Annotated in this window: 20 protein-coding genes and 1 other annotated feature; of the genes, 7 read left to right on the top strand and 13 right to left on the bottom strand. The window is 56.4% G+C overall.

The annotated features are described in order from the left end of the window. Positions 1-13 precede the first annotated feature (13 nt). The 4 genes from thrC to FA91_RS02255 form a co-directional block, all read right to left on the bottom strand. Complete coding sequence (thrC, locus tag FA91_RS02270) at positions 14-1,300, bottom strand: threonine synthase (protein ID WP_034912154.1); 1,287 nt, start codon at positions 1,298-1,300, stop codon at positions 14-16. Beyond that, a complete protein-coding gene (gene thrB, locus FA91_RS02265) occupies positions 1,297-2,232 on the bottom strand; it encodes a homoserine kinase (RefSeq protein ID WP_034912153.1) in 936 nt (311 codons plus the stop codon). Before thrB ends, thrC begins: the two co-directional genes overlap by 4 nt. Before the next feature lie 2 nt (positions 2,233-2,234). Beyond that, complete coding sequence (thrA, locus tag FA91_RS02260; protein WP_034912151.1) at positions 2,235-4,700, bottom strand: bifunctional aspartate kinase/homoserine dehydrogenase I; 2,466 nt, start codon at positions 4,698-4,700, stop codon at positions 2,235-2,237. 25 nt (positions 4,701-4,725) lie between these two features. After that, positions 4,726-4,844: a sequence feature (Thr leader region), on the bottom strand. A 192-nt stretch (positions 4,845-5,036) separates the two neighbouring features. Then, complete coding sequence (locus tag FA91_RS02255) at positions 5,037-5,735, bottom strand: tRNA/rRNA methyltransferase (RefSeq protein WP_034912150.1); 699 nt, start codon at positions 5,733-5,735, stop codon at positions 5,037-5,039. 597 nt (positions 5,736-6,332) lie between these two features. Here FA91_RS02255 and arcA point away from each other — a divergent pair. Beyond that, complete coding sequence (gene arcA / locus FA91_RS02250; protein ID WP_034912148.1) at positions 6,333-7,049, top strand: two-component system response regulator ArcA; 717 nt, start codon at positions 6,333-6,335, stop codon at positions 7,047-7,049. Positions 7,050-7,089: 40 nt separating this feature from the next. Here arcA and creA read toward each other — a convergent pair whose 3' ends face one another. Next, on the bottom strand, positions 7,090-7,563 hold the full coding sequence (creA, locus tag FA91_RS02245) for a protein CreA (RefSeq protein WP_034912146.1): 474 nt from the start codon (positions 7,561-7,563) through the stop codon (positions 7,090-7,092). 192 nt (positions 7,564-7,755) lie between these two features. Here creA and robA point away from each other — a divergent pair, with 192 nt between their 5' ends. After that, positions 7,756-8,634: an MDR efflux pump AcrAB transcriptional activator RobA gene (robA, locus tag FA91_RS02240; RefSeq protein WP_034912143.1), complete on the top strand. Its 879-nt coding sequence runs from the start codon at positions 7,756-7,758 to the stop codon at positions 8,632-8,634. A gap of 30 nt (positions 8,635-8,664) precedes the next feature. Here the strand turns inward: robA and gpmB are convergent, their stop codons facing one another. Beyond that, positions 8,665-9,312: a 2,3-diphosphoglycerate-dependent phosphoglycerate mutase GpmB gene (gene gpmB / locus FA91_RS02235; RefSeq protein ID WP_034912142.1), complete on the bottom strand. Its 648-nt coding sequence runs from the start codon at positions 9,310-9,312 to the stop codon at positions 8,665-8,667. 50 nt (positions 9,313-9,362) lie between these two features. On the opposite strand from gpmB, the gene yjjX reads away from it, so the two are divergent. Continuing rightward, positions 9,363-9,902: an inosine/xanthosine triphosphatase gene (yjjX, locus tag FA91_RS02230; protein WP_034912141.1), complete on the top strand. Its 540-nt coding sequence runs from the start codon at positions 9,363-9,365 to the stop codon at positions 9,900-9,902. Here the strand turns inward: yjjX and trpR are convergent. Together trpR and sltY are read right to left on the bottom strand one after the other, a co-directional pair. Then, the gene (gene trpR, locus FA91_RS02225) at positions 9,888-10,217 is read right to left on the bottom strand and encodes a trp operon repressor (protein WP_034912140.1); all 330 of its coding nucleotides are present in this window, start codon (positions 10,215-10,217) and stop codon (positions 9,888-9,890) included. The two genes, yjjX and trpR, sit on opposite strands and share 15 nt — an antisense overlap. A gap of 53 nt (positions 10,218-10,270) precedes the next feature. Then, positions 10,271-12,190: a murein transglycosylase gene (gene sltY / locus FA91_RS02220; RefSeq protein ID WP_034912139.1), complete on the bottom strand. Its 1,920-nt coding sequence runs from the start codon at positions 12,188-12,190 to the stop codon at positions 10,271-10,273. Between the two features lie 208 nt (positions 12,191-12,398). On the opposite strand from sltY, the gene deoR reads away from it, so the two are divergent. After that, positions 12,399-13,169 carry a DNA-binding transcriptional repressor DeoR gene (deoR, locus tag FA91_RS02215; protein ID WP_034912136.1) on the top strand — a complete coding sequence of 257 codons (771 nt, stop codon included), beginning with the start codon at positions 12,399-12,401 and terminating at the stop codon, positions 13,167-13,169. Here deoR and FA91_RS02210 read toward each other — a convergent pair. Beyond that, positions 13,153-14,100 carry a 2-hydroxyacid dehydrogenase gene (locus FA91_RS02210; protein WP_034912135.1) on the bottom strand — a complete coding sequence of 316 codons (948 nt, stop codon included), beginning with the start codon at positions 14,098-14,100 and terminating at the stop codon, positions 13,153-13,155. The genes deoR and FA91_RS02210 overlap by 17 nt on opposite strands. Positions 14,101-14,304: 204 nt before the next feature. On the opposite strand from FA91_RS02210, the gene ettA reads away from it, so the two are divergent. Continuing rightward, positions 14,305-15,972 (top strand): energy-dependent translational throttle protein EttA, encoded by a 1,668-nt coding sequence (gene ettA / locus FA91_RS02205; RefSeq protein WP_034912134.1) that lies wholly within the window; start codon positions 14,305-14,307, stop codon positions 15,970-15,972. A gap of 51 nt (positions 15,973-16,023) precedes the next feature. Here the strand turns inward: ettA and FA91_RS02200 are convergent, their stop codons facing one another. Next, positions 16,024-16,869 carry a DUF6216 family protein gene (locus FA91_RS02200; protein ID WP_034912132.1) on the bottom strand — a complete coding sequence of 282 codons (846 nt, stop codon included), beginning with the start codon at positions 16,867-16,869 and terminating at the stop codon, positions 16,024-16,026. A 377-nt stretch (positions 16,870-17,246) separates the two neighbouring features. On the opposite strand from FA91_RS02200, the gene FA91_RS02195 reads away from it, so the two are divergent. Then, the gene (locus FA91_RS02195) at positions 17,247-18,401 is read left to right on the top strand and encodes a mandelate racemase/muconate lactonizing enzyme family protein (protein WP_034918835.1); all 1,155 of its coding nucleotides are present in this window, start codon (positions 17,247-17,249) and stop codon (positions 18,399-18,401) included. Then, complete coding sequence (locus tag FA91_RS02190; protein ID WP_034912131.1) at positions 18,394-19,674, top strand: MFS transporter; 1,281 nt, start codon at positions 18,394-18,396, stop codon at positions 19,672-19,674. Before FA91_RS02195 ends, FA91_RS02190 begins: the two co-directional genes overlap by 8 nt. A gap of 19 nt (positions 19,675-19,693) precedes the next feature. Here the strand turns inward: FA91_RS02190 and nadR are convergent, their stop codons facing one another. Genes nadR through serB form a run of 3 tightly spaced genes read right to left on the bottom strand, consistent with a single transcriptional unit; the run spans position 19,694 to position 23,320 of the window. Beyond that, on the bottom strand, positions 19,694-20,917 hold the full coding sequence (gene nadR / locus FA91_RS02185) for a multifunctional transcriptional regulator/nicotinamide-nucleotide adenylyltransferase/ribosylnicotinamide kinase NadR (protein WP_034912130.1): 1,224 nt from the start codon (positions 20,915-20,917) through the stop codon (positions 19,694-19,696). Between the two features lie 33 nt (positions 20,918-20,950). Further along, positions 20,951-22,333, bottom strand: a complete 1,383-nt coding sequence (radA, locus tag FA91_RS02180) for a DNA repair protein RadA (RefSeq protein WP_034912129.1) — start codon at positions 22,331-22,333, stop codon at positions 20,951-20,953. Positions 22,334-22,342: 9 nt separating this feature from the next. Continuing rightward, on the bottom strand, positions 22,343-23,320 hold the full coding sequence (gene serB, locus FA91_RS02175; protein WP_034912128.1) for a phosphoserine phosphatase: 978 nt from the start codon (positions 23,318-23,320) through the stop codon (positions 22,343-22,345). Positions 23,321-23,427 lie beyond the last annotated feature (107 nt).

Here is a 23,427-nt window from a genome sequence, read left to right as displayed (position 1 = left end):
CACGACGGGGCGTTTATTTGTGCAGCAGGAACTCGCGTAACGGGGCGAAGTCCGCCGCCATTTTATGCGATAACAACGGCAGTTCAGCACGTTCGGCCAGCGCGTCCGGCAGCGGCAGCGTGCGTTCCAGGATCGCCTCAACGCTCTCTTTGAATTTCGCCGGATGCGCGGTGCCAAGGAACAGACCAAACTCTCCGTCCTGAAGCTGATCGCGCAGCAGGCGATACGCAATGGCGGCGTGCGGCTCGGAGAAATAGCCCAGATCCGCCAGCTCGCGCATGCTGGATTTGGTGGTGTCATCATCAACCGCGCCAAAGCCCAACTCGGTTAAGCGCCAGGTCTTGCGACGGAAAATCTCCTCAACGCGCGGCCAGTTATTAGGCTGGCTGACGTCCATCGCGTTCGACAGCGTGGCGACCGTCACGTTGGGCTGCCATTCGCCGCCGGTCAGGAAACGCGGCACGGTATCGTTGGCATTGGTGGCGGCGATAAAACGCTTCACCGGCAGGCCAAGGGATTTCGCCAGCAGGCCTGCGGTCAGGTCGCCAAAGTTGCCGCTCGGCACAGAGATCACCAGCTGGTTGCGTTTCTCCTGCGGCAACTGCGCCACCGCTTCGAAGTAGTAGCAAATCTGCGCCAACAGGCGGCTGATATTGATTGAGTTGGCAGAGTTCAGGCCGATGGCTTTTTTCAGCACCTCATCATCAAACGCTTGTTTAACCAGCGACTGACACACGTCAAAATCACCGTCGATGGCGATGGTTTGAATATTGCCGCCGAGCGTACAGAACAGCTTCTCCTGAAGCGGGCTGATTTTGCCCTGCGGATAGAGAATGACCACGCGCACGTTATCCATGCCGTAAAACGCATGCGCAACCGCTGCGCCGGTATCGCCGGAAGTGGCGGTCAGAATGGTGATTTTCTCGTCGGCGCCGCTGGCCCAGGCCAGCATCTGCGCCATAAAGCGCCCGCCGAAGTCTTTAAAGGCCAGCGTTGGCCCGTGAAACAGCTCCAGCGCGGCAATATCGTCGGTGACGTTAACCACCGGCGCAGGAAAGGTGAAGGCGGTTTTAAGGCGCTCATGGAGCTGATGCGGCGCGATTTCGTCGCTGATAAACGCCGAAAGAATTTTGCTGCTGCGGGTGACAAAATCCATCTCCAGCATCTCATCGATGTCGGTCGATTCAAATTCCGGCAGTTCCAGCGGGAAAAACAGCCCCTGCTGTTTGCCCAGTCCCTGCTTTACCGCCTGTGCAAAGCTTACCTGCTCGTTGTGATCCTTTAAGTTATAGAGTTTCATGCGTTATCCTGGTTACGTGCGCCCGCCGTGTCTAAGCGGCAAATATGGACGAAGCCTTCATCATTTTGCAGATAGTGCTGCCGGAGCCAGTCTGCGGTGCGCTGAGCGGTATCCGCCCGGTTGCAGACGGCAAACAGCGTTGGGCCGGAGCCGGAAATGCCGCAGGCCAGCGCGCCGATATCGGCAAGCGCCTCGCGCGCCTGTGCGAATCCCGGCAGCAGTTTCGTGCGATAAGGTTCAGCAATGACATCGCGCATCAGCGCGGCCGCCAGTGCCGGTTGCTGCGTGTGGCAGGCATGAATAAACCCGCCCAGGTAGCGACCGTGCTTAATAATGTCTTGTTTACGGTACTGCGCCGGGAGAATGGCCCGCGCCTCGGCGGTGGACACTTTAATACCCGGATAGGCCATCACCCACAGCCACTCATCAAAGCATGGCACAGGCTGGCTGATAATACCGTTCTCTTCCAGCATCAACTGCATGCCGCCCAGAAAACAGGGCGCGACGTTATCATAATGAACGCTGCCGGATATACGTCCCTCCAGCTCGCCCATCAGCGCCAGCAGCCGCGTGTCGTCAAGCGGCCTGCCGCAGTGTTCGTTCATCGCCATCAGCCCGGCCACCACCGAGCAGGCGCTGGAGCCGAGGCCCGATCCGATCGGCATGTTCTTTTCCAGCGTCATCGCAACGTTGACACGCTCACCGATCTCCTCACAGAAGCGATCCCAGCACTGCCAGACGATGTTTTCCTCTGGCACGGTGGGCAGTTTACTCACAAAGCGGCCCTCGTTGCGCAGGCTGAACCGGCTGGCGGATTCCACGCTGACGCAGTCGCCAAGCAGCGTGCCGTCAATCGGCGATACCGCCGCGCCCAGCACGTCAAAGCCCACGCTGACGTTGCCGATAGATGCCGGCGCATAAATTTTAACCATATTCAGACTCCCAGCTTCCATGAAAGCGTACGCAGCAGATCGGCGAATACGCCCGCCGCCGTCACATCGTTGCCCGCGCCGTAGCCGCGCAGCACCAGCGGAATCGGCTGATAGTAGCGGCTGTAGAAGGCCAGCGCATTCTCGCCATTTTTTACTTTATACAACGGATCGTTGCCGTCTACCGCCGCGATTTTCACCCGGCAGCGTCCGCCCTCTTCAATCGCGCCAACGAAGCGCAATACTTTGCCCTCTTCGCGAGCGGCCGCCACCCGCGCGCCGAACGCGTCGTCCAGCTCCGGCAGGCGCGCCATAAAGGTTTCCACATCAGGAATGGCCGTAAAAGACGCGGGTAATGCCGCTTCGATGTCGATGTCGCTTAATTCAAGTTGATAACCCGCCTCACGCGCGAGGATCAACAGCTTGCGTGCCACGTCCATGCCGGAGAGATCGTCTCGTGGGTCCGGCTCGGTGAAGCCCATCTCGCGCGCCATTTTCGTCGCCTCCGACAGCGAAACACCCTCGTCCAGCTTGCCGAAAATAAACGACAGCGAGCCGGAAAGAATACCGGAGAAGCGGATCAGTTCATCACCGGCGTTGAGCAGGTTTTGCAGGTTCTCAATTACCGGCAGGCCCGCGCCCACGTTGGTGTCATAGAGGAACTTGCGGCGCGATTTGGCCGCCGCCGCGCGCATCTGCTGATAATAATCCCACGAGGCGGTGTTGGCCTTTTTGTTCGGCGTCACCACATGGAAACCCTCGGCAAGGAAATCGGCATACTGATCGGCCACCGCCTGGCTTGACGTACAGTCGACAATCACCGGATTCAACAGGTGATATTCCTTCACCAGGCGGATCAGGCGGCCAGGGTTAAACGGCTCTTTCGCCTGTTGCAGCGCCTCCTGCCAGTTATTCAGCGGGATACCGTGGACGTTAGTCAACAGCGCCCTGGAATTGGCGATGCCGCAGACGCGCAGATCGATATGCTTGTTTTTCAGCCATGCCTGCTGGCGATAGAGCTGATTCAACAGCGCGCCGCCCACGCCGCCCACGCCGATCACAAAAACTTCAATTACCTGATCGGTGGCGAAGAGCATCTGGTGCACCACGCGAACGCCGGTTGTCGCATCGTCATTGTCCACCACCACGGAGATCGATCGTTCGGACGAGCCCTGCGCGATAGCCACAATATTGATATTGGCACGCGCCAGCGCTGAGAAAAATTTCGCCGAAATGCCGCGCAGCGTGCGCATGCCGTCGCCGACGACGGAGATCACCGCCAGGCGTTCAATGACGTCCAGCGGCTCAAGCAGCCCGTCTTTCAGCTCAAGGTAAAATTCGTCTTCAAGTACCGACCGCGCCCGCGCCAGATCGCTCTGCGGTACGCAGAAGCTGATGCTGTATTCGGAAGAGGATTGCGTGATCAGCACCACAGAAATGCCGCTGCGCGACATGGCGGCAAACACCCTGGCCGCCATACCGATCATGCCCTTCATGCCGGGGCCGGAAACGTTGAACATCGCCATGTTATTCAGGTTGGTGATGCCCTTAACCGGGTTTTCAACCGGATCGACGCTGTCGCCGCCGATCAGCGTGCCCGGCGCCTGCGGGTTGGCGGTATTTTTTATCAGGCACGGGATCTGAAACTGGGCGATAGGCGTAATCGTACGTGGATGCAGCACTTTGGCGCCGAAGTAGGAGAGCTCCATCGCTTCCTGATACGACATCGAATTCAGCAGCCGCGCGTCGGGCACCTGGCGCGGATCGCAGGTGTAGACGCCGTCCACATCGGTCCAGATTTCACAGCAGTCGGCGCGCAGGCAGGCGGCCAGCACGGCGGCAGAGTAGTCGGAACCGTTGCGTCCGAGCACCACCAGTTCGCCCTTTTCGTTTCCTGCGGTGAAGCCAGCCATCAGGATCATATTTTCGGCAGGGATCTGACTGGCGGCGATGCGGCGGGTCGATTCGGCGATATCAACGGTTGATTCCAGATAGTGACCAACGGCCAGCAGCTTTTCGACAGGATCGATCACGCTGACCGCATACCCACGCGCCTGGAGCAGCGCGTCCATAATGGCGATGGAGAGTTTTTCGCCACGGCAGATAATGGCGGCATTGACGCTGTCAGGACATTGCCCCAGCAGGCTGATACCGTGGAGGACCTGCCTGAGCTGGGCGAACTCCTGGCTCACCAGCGTTTTCAGGCGTGGGTGGTCGAAACCGGGTTGCGCTTCCGCCAGGCCGTCGAGCAGCGCGGTAAAAATCGCTTCTGCATCGCTGATATTCGGCAACGCATCCTGTCCGCTGATGGTTTTTTCAATCATCGCCACCAGATGGTTGGTGATTTTTGCAGGTGCGGATAACACGGTAGCAACCTGTCCCTGCTTCGCATTGCTCTCCAGAATATCGGCGACGCGCAGAAATCTTTCTGCATTCGCCACTGAGGTTCCACCGAATTTCAGCACTCTCATTCTTACTTTCTCCTGAATTTTTGCCGAAAAAAAAGCCCGCACTGTTCAGGTGCGGGCTTTTTTTTATTTCCTGGATGCGTCAGCCCGCACCGTTACCTGTGGTAATGGTGGTGGTAATAATGATGGTGGTCATCAGGCTGAGATTACGCATGTAAAGTTGGTCATCGCTATTGATTTGTCTGCACTCAGAAGTAAAGCAATCGTCCCGCCATGTCAATTTATTTCCTGTGCAGGCGGACTGTCCGGGTAATACGTAAAGGCTTTTTGCATCGCGCCCTCCGAATGAATCTTCGGCATGACAAAAAAAATACAGCAAGTCACGCTATACGAATAACGTTAATCAGCGTTTTTATCTGCTAATTTTTTTTCGATATCGTGCAGCAAACGGTGCAACATGGCGCTGTCTCGCTGCGCCAACAGGCCGATGCGCTGATTGAGCCACTCCGCCAGCTTGCGATCCTCGCTCACCTCAAGATGTACCAGCAGCCGTTCGCAGCGTTCCCGCAGTGCGGAAAGCTGCTGGCCGTCGGCGGCGGCTTCGGTGACCGCGCTGACCTGGCGCAGCGCAGAGAGCTGGTAGCAGTACACCATGACGGCCTGCCCAAGGTTCAGCGACGGATAGTCGGCCGCCATCGGCACGCCGGTCAGAATATCCACCAGCGCCAGTTCTTCATTGGTCAGGCCGCTGTCTTCGCGGCCAAATACCAACGCCACGCTGCTTACCCACTGCCTTTTTTCTTCCAGCAGCGTTTCAAGCTGCTGAGGCGTGGCGTAATAGTGATATTTTGCGCGGTTGCGCGCCGTGGTTGCCACGCTGAAGTCGATATCCGCCAGCGCCGCCGCCAGCGAATCCCAGTGGGTGGCATTGTCAAGGATCTCGCTGGCGCCATGGGCCACCCAACGAGCTGCGGGTTCCCGATGCGCCTGACTGTTGACGATACGCAGTTCATCAAAACCCATTGTTTTCATCGCGCGTGCGGCTGCGCCAATATTTTCCGGGCGCGCGGGCGAAACAAGAATGAGAGGAAAACGCATAGCAACCTTTCAGGTTAATGAATACAGCGTCTACTGTGGCATGACTTGACGTTAAAAAAAAGAATGCGTAAATTAACATTTAATTAACATTGAAATCATACTTTTTGCTGTAATAAACAAAAGTTATGAGCACTTCTCATTGAATTGACGAATAAAAATGAGTTATCTTGCTTAATCATTTACGTTTCAATAAGTTAACAATTGTTAAAATCAACCCGACAGAAAAAGGGATTTTTAGAACAGCGCTTACTCAAAAGAGTAAATTTGTGAGCTAAGCTGGCAATCAGGGAAGAGTTTTTCACAAAAATGTTAATGTGCTACAATTGATTTGATATAAGTCAAGATAGCGTTGTTTTAGTCGCCATTGCCTGGCATTTGCACTGTTATATGACTGTTAATGTGGTTAGGATATACGCCCTTTATAAGCCGAATCGGACACATATGCATCGTTTCCGTTATCGGCAGAGTGATTAGCGTATCTGGAACATTATTCCGTACAGCCGTCGTTTCGCGCCGTATCGCCTTTACTCAGTGACAGAGGCGGCGCATCGCTGTATCCCGGTTTTGATTTTGTAGGCAATTTTAGGTAGCAAACACATGCAGACCCCGCACATACTTATCGTTGAAGACGAATTAGTTACTCGCAATACTCTCAAAAGTATTTTTGAGGCCGAAGGCTACATGGTTTATGAAGCTACGGATGGTGCTGAAATGCATCAGATTTTAACCGATAACGACATTAATCTTGTCATTATGGACATTAACCTGCCTGGTAAAAATGGTCTGCTTCTGGCGCGTGAACTGCGCGAACAGGCTAACGTGGCGCTGATGTTCCTGACGGGCAGAGATAATGAAGTGGATAAAATTCTGGGCCTTGAGATCGGTGCTGACGACTACATCACCAAACCATTTAACCCGCGCGAGCTGACCATCCGCGCTCGCAACCTGCTGTCGCGCACCATGAACCTTGCGCCACACAGCGAAGAGCGGAAACTGGTCGAGAGCTATCGCTTCAATGGTTGGGAACTGGATATCAACAGTCGTTCACTGGTGAGCCCTCAGGGCGAGCAGTACAAGCTGCCGCGCAGCGAGTTCCGCGCCATGCTGCACTTCTGCGAAAATCCGGGCAAAATACAGACGCGTGCCGATTTGCTGAAAAAAATGACCGGTCGCGAGCTGAAACCACACGATCGCACCGTTGACGTGACCATCCGCCGCATTCGTAAGCATTTCGAATCCACGCCCGACACGCCGGAAATCATCGCCACCATTCACGGCGAAGGCTACCGTTTCTGTGGCGATTTGCAGGATTAATCAGTAACCCATAAGGCCGGCAATCCGGCCTTTTTGCTGGCTATTTTACCCACGGCATAATCGGTACGGCGCTGAGGGCATTCTTCGGCGATCCATCAACAACCCTGTCAGAATAGCTCAGGTAAATCAACGCGTTACGTTTCTTATCAAAAAAACGTACCACCTGGAGTTTCTTAAAAATCAGCGACGTTCGCTGGCGAAAAACCACCTCGCCTTCCGCTTTTCCCTGGGCGATTTTGTCACTCAGTTCCACCGGCCCAACCTGCTGGCAGGAAATTGCCGCATCCGAGGTATCTTCCGCGAGTCCCAGCCCGCCCTTAATGCCGCCGGTTTTTGCCCGGCTGATGTAGCAGGTGACGTTTTTTACGTCCGGATCGTCAAACGCTTCGACCACAATCTTATGATCCGGGCCAAAAATTTTGAAAACCGTATCAACCGAACCCACCTGTTCTGCCCGTGCCGTGAGTGAGGCAAATATTACAGATGTAACTATTAGCATTTTTTTCATTGTCATTCCGTTACCATTGCAAAAAAAATAGATGACATTGTAAGTTATCTGTTCGGTCCGTCGCCGCGTGTGATAGCATGCCGACGCTCGTAACAAACTCATACATCACATTCGTCAACATAATAATGACGCTGTGTTAGCATCATTACCCGACAAATTGTCTTCCCGCATTAATTTTAAACAGGATGAGGGCCCTTTATGGATCAAGCCGGTATCATTCGCGATTTGCTTGTCTGGCTTGAAAGCCACCTCGATCAGCCTCTGTCGTTGGATAATGTCGCCGCCAGAGCAGGATATTCCAAATGGCACCTGCAAAGAATGTTTAAGGATGTGACCGGTCATGCGATCGGCGCCTATATCCGCGCGCGTCGGCTGTCAAAAGCGGCCGTTGCGCTACGTCTGACCAGCCGCCCCATCCTGGATATTGCCCTTCAGTACCGTTTCGATTCACAGCAAACCTTTACGCGCGCGTTTAAAAAGCAGTTTAACCAGACGCCTGCCTGGTATCGCCGCGTATCGGACTGGAACTCTTATGGCCTGCGCCCGCCGATCCGCCTGGGTGATTTCACCATGCCGGAAGCCACCTTCGTGACGCTGCCGGAAACCGTGCTGATTGGCCAGACCCAAAGTTACACCTGTACGCTGGAGCAGATCTCCAGCTATCGTGACGATATGCGCATTCACTTCTGGCGTCAGTTTTTGACCGAGACCGATATGGTGCCGCCGGAGCTGTACGGCCTGCATCAGTCCCGCCCCAGCGTGGAAAAAGATGACGAACAGGAAATTCTCTACACCACGGCGGTCCCTTCCGATCGCGTGTCAGAGAACATGCCCGCCACGCAGACGGTACTGCTGGAGCCGGGCGAGTATGTGCAGTTTAATTATGAAGGGCCGCGCACCAACTTACAGGATTTTATCCTGTTGATTTACGGAACCTGCATGCCGACGCTTCAGCTTACCCGCCGACACGGCCAGGACATTGAGCGTTTTCATACCCACGGCGGAAAAAAACGTCCGGAACCGCCGATGGAGATCCGCTGCGAATATCTGATCCCCATCCGCTCTCAACAGGCCTGACTGCGCGGGGGCGTTATCGCCCCGTCATGGCTAACGCTGTATTTCATCCAGCGCGGGCGCGTCAAGATGCGAGACGTCGCCCGCTGTTTCCACCACCCAGCCCGATGCAAGCCACGCGCTCTGCTGATAATCCACCCGCGAGATTGAGCAGTTGCGCAGCCGCAGGCGACGTTCCGCGTACGCAGGCAGCCCCAGAATGGTGCTGACCAGCACGCCAAGCGCCATGCCGTGGCTGACCAGCAAAGGGCGGCTTCCTTCCGGCAGTTCGCGACAGGCGTTGAGCGCCTGATGCATTCTTTCCGCCATCTCCGTCATGGATTCGCCTTCAGGAATGCGGCCGTCCGGCGTGCCGTCCACCAGCGCCGATCGCCAACCTTCTTCTTCGGCGGTCAGCAGATCCAGCTCGCGCTGCTCCAGCACGCCCATATTCAGTTCACGCAAACGGGGATCGAGGATCACCTCGCACCCACAGGCATCGGCGATGATCTCTGCCGTGCGCCGTGTGCGTCCCAGATCGCTGGCGATAACGTGGGTAATACCGAGGTTTTTGACCCGCTCACCAACCTGGTGCGCCTGCCTCTCTCCTTTTTCCGTCAGCGCGCTGTCTGACTGGCCCTGAATGCGTCGTGCTGCATTCCAGAGCGTTTCTCCGTGGCGAACAAGATAGACCTGTAACATGCGATTTTCCGTTATACTGCGACAAATTTACGTAAAGGACTCAAACAATTATGCACCATGTTGTCGCTGCCACCACTAATCCGGCAAAAATTAAGGCAATTTCTCAAGCGTTCAGCGATGTGTTTGGGGAGGGATCCTGCCATATAGAAGGTGTTGAGGTCGACAGCGGCGTCGCCCCTCAGCCCGTTTCAAACACAGAAACGAGAACTGGCGCACGCCAGCGCGTGATGAACGCCAGAAAGGTCAGGCCGGAAGCCAGTTTCTGGGTGGCGATTGAGGCGGGAATCGAAGACGACTGCGCATTTGCCTGGATGGTGATTGAAAACCAGCGTCAGCGCGGTGAATCCCGCTCCGCGAGCTTTACGCTGCCTGCCGTGGTAATGAAAGGCATTCATCAGGGCCGTGAACTGGGCGACGAGATGGCGCGTCTGACGGGCGTGGAGAATATTAAACAGAAAGGCGGTGCCATTGGCGCGTTTACCAACGGACTGTTGAGCCGCACCAGCGTCTATCACCAGGCGCTGATCCTTGCCCTCTGCCCGTTCCACAATGAAATCTACCAGATGAAAACGGAATCAGACCTTATCTGACCCGTTCAGTAACTGTGCCTCCAGCCACAACTTCAGCGCTGGCGGCGCGCTCTTCAGGCTGTTGGAGCCGCGCGTAATGGTCGCGATACCCACGCCCAGATCGTTTTTCAATTCGCGCTGGCTGAGCTCCCCACGCATCAGTTCTTCGACAATGCGCAGACGCGTGCCCAATGCTTCACGCTCATCAGGCGTCATCATCAGTTGCAGCAGCGGCAAATGCAGCCCGCTTTCAAACGCCTGCTGAAGCAGCCGGACGAAACGCTGCCACTCTTCATTGTGCGGTTCTGCTGAGACAAGCGCAGAAAAATCGGTCATAGATGCTCCATACTCATAAACTAGTACAAAAGCATACCATAACCGACTGGCAATCAGTAGCGTCGCTGCCACTCGTTCTCAGAGAGGATGCTGTCCGGTTTATCCATGAAATGTCGGTAGTAAGCATCATAGGCCAGCACGTTTTTCACGTAGCCGCGCGTTTCCGAAAACGGAATGGTTTCGATGAAGGCTACCGCATCCAGCCGCCCGGCGCTGTTGCCCAGCCAGGTTTTAACACGCGACGGGCCGGCGTTGTAGGCCGCTGAAGAGAAAATCCTGTTTTGCCCGAACTGTTGATAAACCGATTCCAGATACTGCGTACCGATCTGAATGTTGGTTTCAGGATCGAGCAGCTGGCTGCTGTTGCTGTAGCCCGGCAGGCTGTATTTGTTGACCGTATGCTGTGCCGTCGCGGGCATCACCTGCATCAGCCCCGACGCGCCGACCGGCGAACGCGCTTTTGGATTCCATGCGCTCTCCTGACGGGCAATCGCCATTGCGTAGCTGATCGGAATCGCTTTACCTGACGAGTAGCGCTGAAACTGATCCTGATACGCCAGCGGGAAGCGCTCCTGAAGCTGATTCCACAGTTTACCGGTGATGGTCGCCTGCACGCTGAGATCCCACCAGTTCTGCTGATACGCATAGTGCGCCAGTTGCTGCTGCTGGCCGCGCGTTCGGCTGGTTACCAGCGAGCTCCACTCGCTGCGCGCAAGGTTATCCATGCCCCAGTACATCAGTTCGCGTACGCGGGCAATCTCCGGCCCCTGTGTCAGGCTGCTTTCCGGCGAAGGCGCCTCATCTATCTGCATTTTGTAGGGTTCATTCAGCCGTTGCGCAGCCACCATCGGATAGAAACCGCGCGCCTGCATCAGCGTGCGCAAAATCTTTTCCGCTTCTTCCTGACGCCCTTCACCTATCAGCAGATCGGCCTGCCAGTACTGCCATTCATCTTTTTGTTTGTCTTCAATGGGCAAGCGAGCGAGCCAGGTATTCATCCCGCGACGATCGTGATTACCCAGCGACATTCTTATACGGCGCTCAATCAGCGCGGTGGACTCGCTGCGCATCACAACGTTGTCGCGCCAGCGCGCCTGTTCGCTGGTGATATCGTTACCCATCAGCCGCCAGGCGACTGCCTCGCTCAGCGCCTGCTCGTCGCTCTCGTCCATTTTTTGCAGCCGCACCAGCGAAGGGATCATCAGTCGCGCGTTTTCCGCGTCATCGCGCGCCGCGCGCGTAAAGGCAATAACGGTAGCCTGACGGGTAAAGTCGGTTGGCCCCACGCTACGGGCAAAATTTTCCACGCTGCCCGGATTGTTTTGCAGATCCTTCACCGCGCTGGCAATCGTTTGATAATCTTCAGGTAGCTGAGCTGCAAGCGCGTTGACCAGGCTGGTATTGCCCTCTTTCATCGCCAGACGAATGCGCGCCAGCGTAGCGATGGGTGTTTGCTGCCCCGCCGCCTGCCAGACGCTAATCAGCTTGTCGCAGGCAGTGGGCAGCGCAGTGCCGCGCAACCAGAGCGTTTTGGCGCCGTCCAGCGCAACCTGCTGCTGCCCGGTCGACCATTTAGCGTAATACCAGTTGCACTGCGCGGAGACGGGCTTCGGCATTTCAGGACTGAAGACCAGCAGGCCGCGCCAGTCCTGACGATACGCCAGCACGTTGACGAAGCGCGACGGCAGCGAGCGCGCCGGCGGGAGCGTGGGATAGCGTTGTAAAAAAGCATTCACCGCCAGCCCCGTCTCCTGATCGAGATCCTGCGCCAGCTGGCGATATTCGAGATAGGGATAGAGAGGATAGTCACGCAGCGTCGGCATCAGTTGCGCCACCGTATCCATCTGGTTGCTGTCCCATGCCTGCTTAATTTGCTGATAGCGGCTACGCTGTGCGTCCAGCGAATCCGCCTGTGCTGTGCTGGTGATAACCAATAAGGCGCCTGCAATTCCCCACTGCCACTTGTCCGCCATGACTTTCCTCACGTTACGCCTCTCTGTTGTCCCACGCCTGATATGACTTCATGCTAACCAGGCTGAGGCCGTCCCGCTATGTTAAGCATAAAAATTTACGTAACCTGCCATTCGGCTGGCGGTTTACGGCGCGAACGCAATAAAGGTAATATCGACAGGCTGCGTTCAGACCAGAATTTTTCACTGCAAGACTCAGGAGCCATCGATCATGGAAACCCGGCGCGACGAGCGCATTAACAAGCTTGAGCAGGCGCTGCGGCGAACCGATAAAATTCACCTGAAAGAAGCGGCAAAGCTGCTGACCGTTTCTGAGATGACCGTGCGCCGCGATCTTAACGAGCAGCCCGCTTCGCTGGTGCTGTTGGGCGGCTATATCGTCAGCGATCCCAAACGGCACCAGCCGCACTATTTCGTCTCCGATCAGCAGGCGCAGAACGTGGCGAAGAAGCGGCGTCTCGGCGCGCTGGCCGCCGCGCTGATAACGCCGGGTGAGACGGTATTTTTCGACTGCGGCACCACGATGCCGTGGGTGATTGAGGCCATTGACGATACGCTGGCGTTTACCGCCATCTGCTGCGCAATGAACACCTTTCTGGCGCTGAAGGAGAAGCCGCTGTGCCGGGTTATCCTCAACGGCGGTGAGTTTCATGCCGATAACGCTATTTTCACCCCGCTCGGCGCGGGATCGGTCATGGACAGCCTGTGTCCGGGCAAAGCGTTCATCTCTGCGGCGGGCATTGATGCCGAACAGGGCGCGACCTGTTATAACCTTAATGAACTGCCAATGAAGCATCAGGCCATGCAGCGCGCCGCACAAAAAATTTTGCTGGCGGACAGCAGCAAGTTTGGCAAAGTGCTGCCCGCCCGCATTGGCGAGCTGAACGCCTTTACAATGTTGATCAGCGATGAGCCGCCGCCGAAAAAGCTGGGGGATCGGCTGGCGCAGCAGGGCGTGAAGTTAGTCAGTTCCAGCGATTGAGGATCTCTTCCCCGTCGCGCAATCGGCGCAGATTCTCACACACTTTTTCGACGTTGCCGCTGAGTGAATTATCCGTTACGCCGCCGATATGCGGCGTGGCAATGACGTTGTAATCAAACAACGGATCGTCCGGATCCGGCGGCTCCTGCCAGAACACATCCAGCCCTGCGCCCGCCAGATGTTCAACTTCCAGCGCCGCCTGGAGGGAAGGCTTCTCAACCAGACCGCCGCGTCCCAGGTTAATCAGAAAACTGCCCCGCTTCATCTGCGCCAGCGCCGTTTCATCGATAATATGATGCGTGGCGTCATTATTGGGCAGGCTGAGCACCACAAAATCGGACTCGCTCAACAGCGCGGGCAGGTGCTCCATAGTGCCCAGCCAGTCGAGGCGATGCGCTTTGGCGAAGGCGCTGTCCGCCGTGCGCTTCACGCCAATCAGCCGTACGCCGAACGGCAGCAGGCGCTTCGCCAGCGCTTTACCGATACCGCCCAGGCCTACCAGCCCGACGGTTTTTCCGGCCAGCCCAATCCCCACCGGCAGGCCTGTCTGCCTGGTAGCTATCATTTGCGGGATCTCACGCGCGCCGCGCGCCAGGCTGATCATCAGCCAGATCCCCAGTTCCGCCACGGAATCCGCATTGCCTGAGCTGTCGGAAGGCACGTTCGCCACCGGAATTCCCAGCGCGCTGGCGCTGTCGATATCTACGCTTTCCAGTCCGGCGCCCGGCTGCTGAATCAGCTTGAGTCGATCGGCCGTGCTCAGCAGCGAAGCAGATACCTCTGCGGAGCCGGGGATCAGCACGTCAAAACCGGCAAGGCTTTCTGTCGCCTGCTGCGCCGAGGCAGTAAACTCTACGTCAGGGAGCCGCTGACGAAATTGCTGGATCATTCCGCCCCACGCATCCTCATCGGCGGCAATCAGAACCTTCATCGATATCTCCCTGCTTTATAAGATAAAAAATCAGCATAAACCGCGCTGTTCAAAAATCAAACGCTTATCGCTCAGGGAGCGACATATCAGGATAATCCGCAGGCGACGGCTGTGATTAACCACGGAAACCCGCTAAACTTGCCGGTCTGAGCGGGCGAGTTTCTGCCCCATTTATCACCCAGACATCAAGAGGCTCAAAATAACGTGGCTCAATTCGTCTATAGCATGCACCGCGTCGGCAAAGTGGTTCCGCCGAAGCGCCATATCCTGAAAAATATCTCTCTGAGCTTCTTCCCCGGCGCCAAAATCGGCGTACTCGGCCTGAATGGCGCAGGTAAATCCACCCTGCTGCGTATCATGGCCGGTATTGATACCGATATCGAAGGGGAAGCGCGCCCGCAGCCGGGCATCAAAATTGGTTATCTGGCGCAGGAGCCGCAGCTCAACCCTGAACATACCGTCCGCGAATCGGTGGAAGAGGCGCTGGAAGAAGTGGTCAGCGCGCTGAAAAGGCTGGATGAGGTTTACGCGCTTTATGCGGAAGAAGACGCCGACTTCGACAAGCTGGCCGCTGAACAGGGCCGCCTGGAGGAGATTATTCAGGCGCATGACGGCCACAACCTGAATACCCAGCTTGAACGCGCGGCGGATGCGCTGCGCCTGCCGGACTGGGAAGCGAAGGTCGCCACCCTGTCAGGTGGTGAGCGCCGCCGCGTGGCGCTGTGCCGCCTGCTGCTGGAAAAACCCGATATGCTGCTGCTGGACGAACCGACCAACCACCTGGACGCCGAGTCCGTGGCCTGGCTGGAGCGTTTCCTGCACGATTTCGAAGGCACCGTGGTGGCGATCACCCATGACCGCTACTTCCTCGACAACGTGGCCGGCTGGATCCTGGAGCTTGACCGCGGCGAAGGTATTCCGTGGGAAGGCAACTACTCCTCGTGGCTGGAGCAGAAGGACGCGCGTCTGGCGCAGGAAGCCTCTTCTGAAGCGGCACGCCGTAAATCCATTGAGAAAGAGCTGGAGTGGGTGCGTCAGGGCGCGAAAGGCCGCCAGTCAAAAGGCAAAGCTCGCCTGGCGCGCTTCGAAGAACTCAACAATACCGACTACCAGAAGCGTAACGAAACCAACGAACTCTTTATTCCACCTGGCGCCCGCCTCGGCGACAAGGTGGTTGAAGTCAGCAACTTGCGTAAATCCTATGGCGATCGTCTGCTGATTGACGATCTCTCTTTCTCGGTGCCAAAAGGGGCGATCGTTGGCATCATCGGCCCGAACGGCGCGGGTAAATCCACGCTGTTCCGCATGATGTCCGGTCAGGAACAGCCGGACTCCGGCACGATCGTGCTGGGCGATACCGTCAAGCTGGCGTCTGTCGATCAGTTCCGCGACAGCATGGATAACTCAAAAACCGTCTGGGAAGAAGTATCCGGCGGCCAGGACATTATGCGCATCGGCACCACGGAAATGCCAAGCCGCGCCTACGTTGGCCGCTTCAACTTTAAAGGCGTCGATCAGGGCAAACGCGTCGGCGAGCTTTCCGGTGGCGAGCGCGGGCGTCTGCACCTTGCCAAACTGCTCCAGGTGGGCGGCAACATGCTGCTGCTCGATGAGCCAACCAACGACCTGGACATCGAAACCCTGCGCGCGCTGGAAAACGCCCTGCTGGAGTTCCCCGGCTGCGCAATGGTTATCTCGCATGACCGCTGGTTCCTTGACCGCATCGCCACGCATATCCTTGATTATCAGGATGAGGGCAAGGTGGAGTTCTTTGAAGGTAACTTCACCGAATACGAAGAGTACAAGAAACGCACGCTCGGCGCCGACGCGCTGGAGCCGAAACGCATTAAGTACAAACGTATGGCGAAGTAATAACAGAAGTCACAATAAAGGGCGCGAAAGCGCCCTTTATTTCAGCGCTGACTATTGCCCCGTCTGTTGTTTCACTCTCGTCGCACGATAGTGTTTTATTTTCCTGCAAATCATTTTTCTGGCATCCCAGGTCATCATCATGGTGATGGTTGCTTTAAAAAGTCCTACAGTAACCAGCAACATGAAGCCGCTTATTACACCAAAGAACCATCGCTGCTGTTTTATCAAAACCGCTATGGCAGCCAGAAATTTTTGATCGGTAAAGGAACGGCATATAGCATCAACGCCGGGTAATGCCTCGGGCAGCGTTTCACGCTGATTACACTGTGCAGGTTTAATTACCCACCCTTCATTTTTTCCGCCGAAGTAATTATATTCTGCGGCTTCATTTTTATTAAGCCAAAACCAGCTTGTTTCTTTCATTTTTATCAGGCCTGCGGGTTTTAGTGCCACCATCAACGATCCCCAAAGAAGAAAGAAAGGAACAAAAATCAGCAGAAATGCCGCCAGCGACCATCTCGTTTTTACCTTTTTCACCTTGAGGATATCGATCGAAAAATAGCCTTTAAGTTTAGAAAGCAGCTTAAAATCTAACTCATATTTCCTTACCCAATTTTCAAACTGCACCTTCTCCCTTTTTGATACGGCGTTGGTATTGTAATGATAGTTAAATTTTTCAATTTCAATAATATCGTCAATAAGATCGCTACCCTCCTTTCTTTTATGGCCAGTCCAGAAAATCCAGAATCTGTCTGAGATACTGAAGCCTGACTTTGCCTTGTGCTTAATATAATAGAGTGAAGCAACCGTTATGATAAAAACCACTATAAAAAGCAGAAGCTTATTATCAATAAGAGAAAGAAGCGGCGAGATGAATGTGTCAAAACTGGTATTCATAATATAAAGCCCTTAACTTTTCTGAATGATGACCCGCGAGTTATCCGCATACGCCTGCAAACAACCACGTCATGCCATATTACTTATAATAAAAGCGCGTATCGAGAACGCTTTCTGCTGCATTCGATACGCCATTGTTTGTTTTATTCACGCCGGCTTACCCACTCTTTTGTGATTCACCCCGCACGCCTTACAACAAATGCCAAAACCGCAGCGTTTTTAGGCCGTTAACCTTGTGCGCATGAACGATGAACCTCATCAATACACTTTTTATACTGAATCCTGACTGCCGGTTTCAGGTTTATTCACTTAGCCTGATGAACACGCCAGTGAAAAATAATAAGGCGCTGACGGCCCTACAAAATAAGGTTTACGGTATGCAAATCACTCACATCGAGGTTGTTCGCCTCGCCATTCCTTTCGAAAGCGGAAGAAGCATGGCGCCTGCGAATGAAACAGCGTGGAACGCCGCCTCACCGGCGCTCAAAAAGATGGAAACCCTGCTGGTTCGCATCGAAACAGATAACGGATTACACGGTTGGGGGGAAGCCTTTGGTCATCTGTCGAACTCTGTGACTGTTCAGGCATTGCAGGATCTGATCGTGCCATGCTTTCTGGGGAAAAACCTGCCTGACAGTCCGTCAACACTGGCGGCGCTGATGCAGGAGGCGGAAAAAGCACTGCATGCTTTTGGCCGAAGCGGCCCGGTTCGCTACGGCCTCTCCGCCATCGACATTGCGCTCTGGGATCTTTTGGGAAAACAGTTAAATCAGCCGCTGTGGCAGCTTCTCGGCGCGAAGCGCAGGCAAATAGGCCTCTATGCCAGTCTGGTAAGCTACAACAATCAGCCCCAGGAAGTGGCTCGACAGGTTCGTCGGGCATGGCAGGCCGGTTTTACTACGCTCAAACTTCATGAAACGACGTATGAAGCCATTGCCGCCGCCCGCGCCGCGCTGCCGGAAGACGCAACGCTGATGGTGGATGTGAACTGTCCCTGGCGCGTGGACGAGGCCAGCCAGCATGCGGAACGCCTGGCACCGCTAAAACTGGGCTGGCTGGAAGAGCCCGTCTGGCCGCCGGATGATGCCGCCGGACTGGCCGCCGTTCGCCGGGCCGGTACGCCGCTTGCCGCAGGCGAGAACGCTTCCGGCGAATGGGGATTTGAAGAACTGCTGAGCCAGCACGCTGTTGATGTGGTGCAACCGAGCGTCGCGAAGGTTGGCGGGATCACCGCTTCCCTGCGCGTTTTTGCCCGCGCCCGTGAGTTCGGGGTGAAGGTGGTGCCGCACTGTTTTTATTATGGCGCAGGCCTGATGGCGACAGCACACCTTGTCGCCACGCTGCCTGAAGATGTGTTGCTGGAGGTGCCCTGGATTCGCTTCTCTCCCCTGCTGTGGCCGCAGCTCGATTTCAAGCCAACGCTTACCCTGCCGGATACGCCGGGCCTCGGTTTCGAGCCGGATCGCCAGGTGCTGGAAGCGCATACCGTCAGTCAGATGACATTTAACTTTGAGGATGCGCATCATGTTTAAAAACTATCGTAGCGTTGTGGCGCTGCTGCTGTTTTTCGCTGGCATGCTGAACTACCTCGATCGCGCAGCACTGTCTGTCATGGCACCGCTGGTCAAAAAAGATTTGCAGATCGACGATGCACAGATGGGCATCTTGTTTAGCTGCTTTTTCATCGGCTACTGCCTGTTCTGTTTCCTGGGCGGATGGGGCGCGGATCGCTTCGGACCACGTCGCGTTTTTGGCTGGGCGGCGGCGGTCTGGTCACTGTTCTGTGGTGCGACCGCGCTGGCGGGCAACTTTGCCCATCTGCTGATCGTACGCGTGCTTTTCGGCATTGGTGAAGGGCCGATGGGTACGACGACAAACAAATCCATCGCCAACTGGTTCCCGCGCAAAGAGGTGGGACGCGCCGTCGGCTTTACCAACGCCGGTCAGCCGCTGGGCGCAGCGGTCGCCGCGCCTGTAGTCGGTCTTGTCGGCCTGCACTTCGGCTGGCGTATCTCTTTTGTAGTGATCGCGGTGCTGGGTTTTATCTGGCTGCTGTTCTGGCTGTGGCTGTTCCGCGACAAGCCTGAGCAGCACAGCCGCGTGACGGATGCTGAGCGGCAGCTAATCGTTACGCAGCGCCCGGCAAGCCGTGCGGGAAAAAGCCCGGCAGCATCGTCGATATCGCTCTGGCGCTATGTGTTTTCGCTGCCGGTACTGGGTGTCGCCTCCGCCTTCTTCTGCTTCAACTATATCCAGTATTTTTTCCTGTCGTGGCTGCCGAGCTACCTGACTGACTTCCAGCATCTGGATATTAAAAGTATGAGCCTGATCGGCATTCTGCCGTGGCTGGGCGCAACGGTGGGTTTTATTGGCGGCGGGATTATATCGGACGCGATTTACCATCGCACCGGCAATTTTCTGCTGTCGCGCAAACTGGTTATCTTTTGTGGGCTGGCAATTGCTGCGGTTTGCGTGATGTTAACGGCCTGGAGCAGCAGCGTGACGGTGGCCGTTTCGCTGATCACACTTGCCAGCATATTCGCCTATATGACACCGCAGGCGTGCTGGTCACTGCTTCAGGATATTGTGCCGTCAGAGCGAATCGGTACGGCGGGCGGTTTTGTCCATCTGCTGGCAAACCTGGCTGGCATCCTTTCGCCGGGCATCACCGGTTTTCTGATCCAGTACGGCGGTGGCTACGCCTCGGCCTTTTTACTCGCCAGCCTGCTGGCGCTGGTAGGTATCGCCCTGTTAGGACTATTCGTTCGCCAGCAGAGCGTCAATGCCCTGCGCGCGCTGGCCTGACACATCATCAGGGGGCGGCCTACGCCCCCAACATCTGTTTTACCAGGTCAACGCAGCGCAGGAAGCGCTCGTCGTAGCTGTCCTGTTCCACGTGCACATAATCGATATTATTGGCGTTGAGCATGGAAACCAGTAGCGACTGAAATTCCTTACGATCGACCGAACTGCCAAGGCTGCGCAGGCCGTCGGCCACCCAGGGGACGTTATTTTCCACCAGGATCACCAAATCGAAGCGATATTCGTCGATCAATGCCTGCACAAACGGATGCTCGCGTCCTTCATATTTTTTACAGAACGCCTGCGTGGTGACGAAGTCGGTATCGATAAACGCCACTTTATTGGCATATTTCACCGCAAAATCAATATACTGTGCCTGGCCGAGCGCGATTTTGTCGTAGTCTGAATATTGCAGCGCCATCTCGTCGCCGCCCAGATGGGAGAAGACGTAATCGCGACCAAATTCCCAGGCGCTGGTGGTGTTGAAAATGTTTGCCAGCTTATTCACCAGCGTCGATTTCCCACTCGACTCGCCGCCAAGAATGGCCACGGTGCGCACGAAAAACGGCTTCACCTCAGTCGGAATGTATTCCCAGTAACGAAACGGATCCTGGCGGATCTGCGCGCCGCTGATGTTCATAAACGAACGTTTGGGATCGATCAATACGGATTCGATCCCCAGATGCTGCTGATACTGCGGCGCATCCGGCTCCTCGCTGGTGTAGACGCGGTTTGGCACAATGCCCTGCTGCGCCATGAATCCGGTCATGCCGCGGCTCCAGATGTCCCAGCCGTGCGGATAGGGCTCCATGCCCTCTTCGTTAAAGGCGTGGATGCGAATATTTTTCTGATACTTAAAGGTTTGCAGCAGCCAGCGCAGGCGGTCACTGACGGTCGGCTGATGCGACATCGCGCTGTCTTCAAACAGCTGGCGATCGCGCGGCTCGTCGTAACCCATAATGATGTGCAGCTCGTCCACCTGACTACAGGCACGCTGGATCAGGTAAATGTGCCCGGTGTGCAGCGGATAGAATTTACCGAACACCACGCCGATGGTTTTTTCACGGCGCGGAAACTCAAGCCCCAGAAAACGGTGCAGCGCCTCCAGCTTTTGCGCGCTTGGGCTTTTGATTTTGGCATTCAGCAACTGGCTGAGATAGCCCTTGGTCATGCCGCTGGCATCCGCAACCTGCTGAAGCGTACATCCCTGCTGGCGAATGGCCGTTTTCAGGTAATCAAAGGACATCTGTTGCCTCCTGCATAGCGAACGCTGCCGCTGCTAAAGTTCATCAAGGATCGCCAGCGCATCGGCCAGCTTTTTCACACCGTAGACCTTCATGTTTTCCGGCGGTTTTTTCGGCACGTTGGCGATGGGCACGATGGCGCGGCCAAAGCCGTGCTTCGCCGCTTCGGAAATACGCTCCTGACCGCTGGGCACCGGGCGGATTTCACCGGCCAGACCTACTTCGCCGAAGACCACCAGATCCTGCGGCAAAGGACGATCGCGCAGGCTGGAGACCATCGACAGCATTAATGCCAGGTCGGCGCTGGTTTCGGTGACCCGAACGCCGCCAACCACGTTGACAAACACATCCTGATCGGCCATCTGCAACCCGCCGTGACGATGCAGCACCGCCAGCAGGATCGCCAGGCGATTCTGCTCCAGTCCCACCGCCACGCGGCGCGGATTGCCCATCATCGAGTGATCGACCAGCGCCTGAATCTCCACCAGCAGCGGACGCGTGCCTTCCCACAGCACCATCACCGAGCTGCCAGAGGTGACTTCATCGCCACGGCTCAGGAAGATCGCTGACGGGTTGCTGACTTCGCGCAGCCCCTGCTCGGTCATGGCGAAGACGCCCAGCTCATTGACCGCGCCGAAGCGGTTCTTATGGCTGCGCAGCGTGCGAAAGCGCGAGTCGGCGTCGCCGTCGAGCAGTACTGAGCAGTCGATGCAGTGCTCCAGTACCTTTGGCCCGGCCAGCGAGCCGTCTTTTGTGACGTGCCCCACCATCACGATCGCCACGCCGCGCGTTTTGGCAAAGCGGGTCAGGTAAGCGGCCGTTTCACGCACCTGCGCCACGCTGCCCGGTGAGGACTGGATATCCGCCATATGCATGACCTGGATCGAGTCGATCACCATCAGCTTCGGCTGCTCCTGCTCGGCGATCAGGCAGATCTGTTCGATGCTGGTTTCCGACAGCATATTGATGTTATCCGCAGGCAGACCGAGGCGATGCGCACGCATTGCGACCTGCTGAAGCGACTCTTCGCCGGTCACGTAGAGCGTTTTCATTTCGGCCGAGAGACGGCAAAGGGTTTGCAGCAGCAGCGTACTTTTACCCGCGCCAGGGTTTCCGCCGATCAGGATTGCACTGCCCGGCACCACGCCGCCGCCCAGCACGCGGTCAAACTCTTTAAAACCGGTGCTGAAGCGCGGCAGCGCTTCCAGGCTGATTTCCGAGAGCTTCTGCACGCGGCTGACGCCGGCGCTGCCCGCGTAGCCGCTGAGGCGTTCGTTGCGCGCCACGGTGGGCGACGCCGCCAGGCGCACCTCGGTTATGCTGTTCCAGGCGTGGCAGGCGCTGCACTGCCCCTGCCAGCGCGGATAGTCTGCGCCGCACTCGTTACATACAAACGCGCGTTTTGCCGCTTTCGCCAATTCGTTCCCCTATCGTTCGTCGAAGATCAGGCTGCCGCTGAGAATGCAGAACACGCCCATCAGATCCGCATGGCGAATACTCACTTCGGTTTTTTCATTTACCGTGGGCTTGGCGTGATAGGCAATGCCCAGCGCGGACGCCTTAATCATCAGTAAATCGTTGGCGCCGTCGCCAATCGCCACGGTCTGTTCTGGTGCAATCTCAAAATGCGCCGCCAGCTTTGCAAGCGTATCGGCTTTGTATTGCGCGTCAACGATGTCGCCCGATACTTCACCGGTCAGTTTGCCGTCACGCACCTCCAGCACGTTAGCAACCACGGCGGAGAGGTGCAGCGTATCGCGCAAATAGTCAGCAAAGAAGGTGAAACCGCCGGAGGCGATGGCCACGTGCCAGCCGAGCGACTGAAGTTTTTGCACCAGCGTTTGCAGGCCCGGCATCAGCGGCAGCTCATCACGCACGCGGTCAAGAAGAGACGCATCGGCCCCGGCAAGCGTGGCCACGCGCTGGCGCAGGCTGGCGGTAAAGTCGAGCTCGCCGCGCATCGCGCGTTCCGTCACTTCAGCCACCTGTTCGCCGCAGCCCGCCAGCCTGGCGATCTCATCAATACACTCCACCTGAATGGCGGTGGAATCCATGTCCATCACCAGCAGGCCCGGCGTTTTCAGGTGCGGAATTTTGCCGAGCGGCGCCACGTCCAGCCCGGCCTCGTGCGCCAGCGTTGTCGCCTGCGGCGTGAGCGATCCGGCCAGGCGAACGACCTGATAATCCTCAACGCGCCAGGCGCTGACGATAACCATCGCCGCCCCTAAACGATGTTGAAGCCGGGTGAGCACGTCTTTGTCCAGCTGACGTCCGTACAAAAGCCAGCCGGTGCGGCCGGCGCGGTAGTCCAGCGGCATCACTTCATCGCCGCTGAGAGAGAGAGGTAACCCCGGCCAGAGAGAGAGTTCTGAAGGCAGGTCGCACCAGGTCAGACTATTTGGCATTACAGTTCCTGTAGAGACATTTTAACCACGCAAGAGGCTACCCTGACAGCCCTGCTTCTGGCAACATAAAGCGCAAAGAGGAACGACGGTTCGTCGTTCAAAGCGTG

The sequence above is a fragment of the Erwinia sp. 9145 genome (assembly GCF_000745075.1).
Classification (GTDB): domain Bacteria; phylum Pseudomonadota; class Gammaproteobacteria; order Enterobacterales; family Enterobacteriaceae; genus Erwinia; species Erwinia oleae.
The sequence above is the reverse complement of the archived record's forward strand: the minus strand, read 5'-3'. Positions and strand labels throughout refer to the sequence as shown.

Coding starts and splice junctions, on each gene's coding strand:
- thrC (WP_034912154.1), bottom strand. CDS start 1,300: ATGAAACTCTATAACTTAAAGGATCACAACGAGCAGGTAAGCTTTGCA.
- thrB (WP_034912153.1), bottom strand. CDS start 2,232: ATGGTTAAAATTTATGCGCCGGCATCTATCGGCAACGTCAGCGTGGGC.
- thrA (WP_034912151.1), bottom strand. CDS start 4,700: ATGAGAGTGCTGAAATTCGGTGGAACCTCAGTGGCGAATGCAGAAAGA.
- FA91_RS02255 (WP_034912150.1), bottom strand. CDS start 5,735: ATGCGTTTTCCTCTCATTCTTGTTTCGCCCGCGCGCCCGGAAAATATT.
- arcA (WP_034912148.1), top strand. CDS start 6,333: ATGCAGACCCCGCACATACTTATCGTTGAAGACGAATTAGTTACTCGC.
- creA (WP_034912146.1), bottom strand. CDS start 7,563: ATGACAATGAAAAAAATGCTAATAGTTACATCTGTAATATTTGCCTCA.
- robA (WP_034912143.1), top strand. CDS start 7,756: ATGGATCAAGCCGGTATCATTCGCGATTTGCTTGTCTGGCTTGAAAGC.
- gpmB (WP_034912142.1), bottom strand. CDS start 9,312: ATGTTACAGGTCTATCTTGTTCGCCACGGAGAAACGCTCTGGAATGCA.
- yjjX (WP_034912141.1), top strand. CDS start 9,363: ATGCACCATGTTGTCGCTGCCACCACTAATCCGGCAAAAATTAAGGCA.
- trpR (WP_034912140.1), bottom strand. CDS start 10,217: ATGACCGATTTTTCTGCGCTTGTCTCAGCAGAACCGCACAATGAAGAG.
- sltY (WP_034912139.1), bottom strand. CDS start 12,190: ATGGCGGACAAGTGGCAGTGGGGAATTGCAGGCGCCTTATTGGTTATC.
- deoR (WP_034912136.1), top strand. CDS start 12,399: ATGGAAACCCGGCGCGACGAGCGCATTAACAAGCTTGAGCAGGCGCTG.
- FA91_RS02210 (WP_034912135.1), bottom strand. CDS start 14,100: ATGAAGGTTCTGATTGCCGCCGATGAGGATGCGTGGGGCGGAATGATC.
- FA91_RS02200 (WP_034912132.1), bottom strand. CDS start 16,869: ATGAATACCAGTTTTGACACATTCATCTCGCCGCTTCTTTCTCTTATT.
- FA91_RS02195 (WP_034918835.1), top strand. CDS start 17,247: ATGCAAATCACTCACATCGAGGTTGTTCGCCTCGCCATTCCTTTCGAA.
- FA91_RS02190 (WP_034912131.1), top strand. CDS start 18,394: ATGTTTAAAAACTATCGTAGCGTTGTGGCGCTGCTGCTGTTTTTCGCT.
- nadR (WP_034912130.1), bottom strand. CDS start 20,917: ATGTCCTTTGATTACCTGAAAACGGCCATTCGCCAGCAGGGATGTACG.
- serB (WP_034912128.1), bottom strand. CDS start 23,320: ATGCCAAATAGTCTGACCTGGTGCGACCTGCCTTCAGAACTCTCTCTC.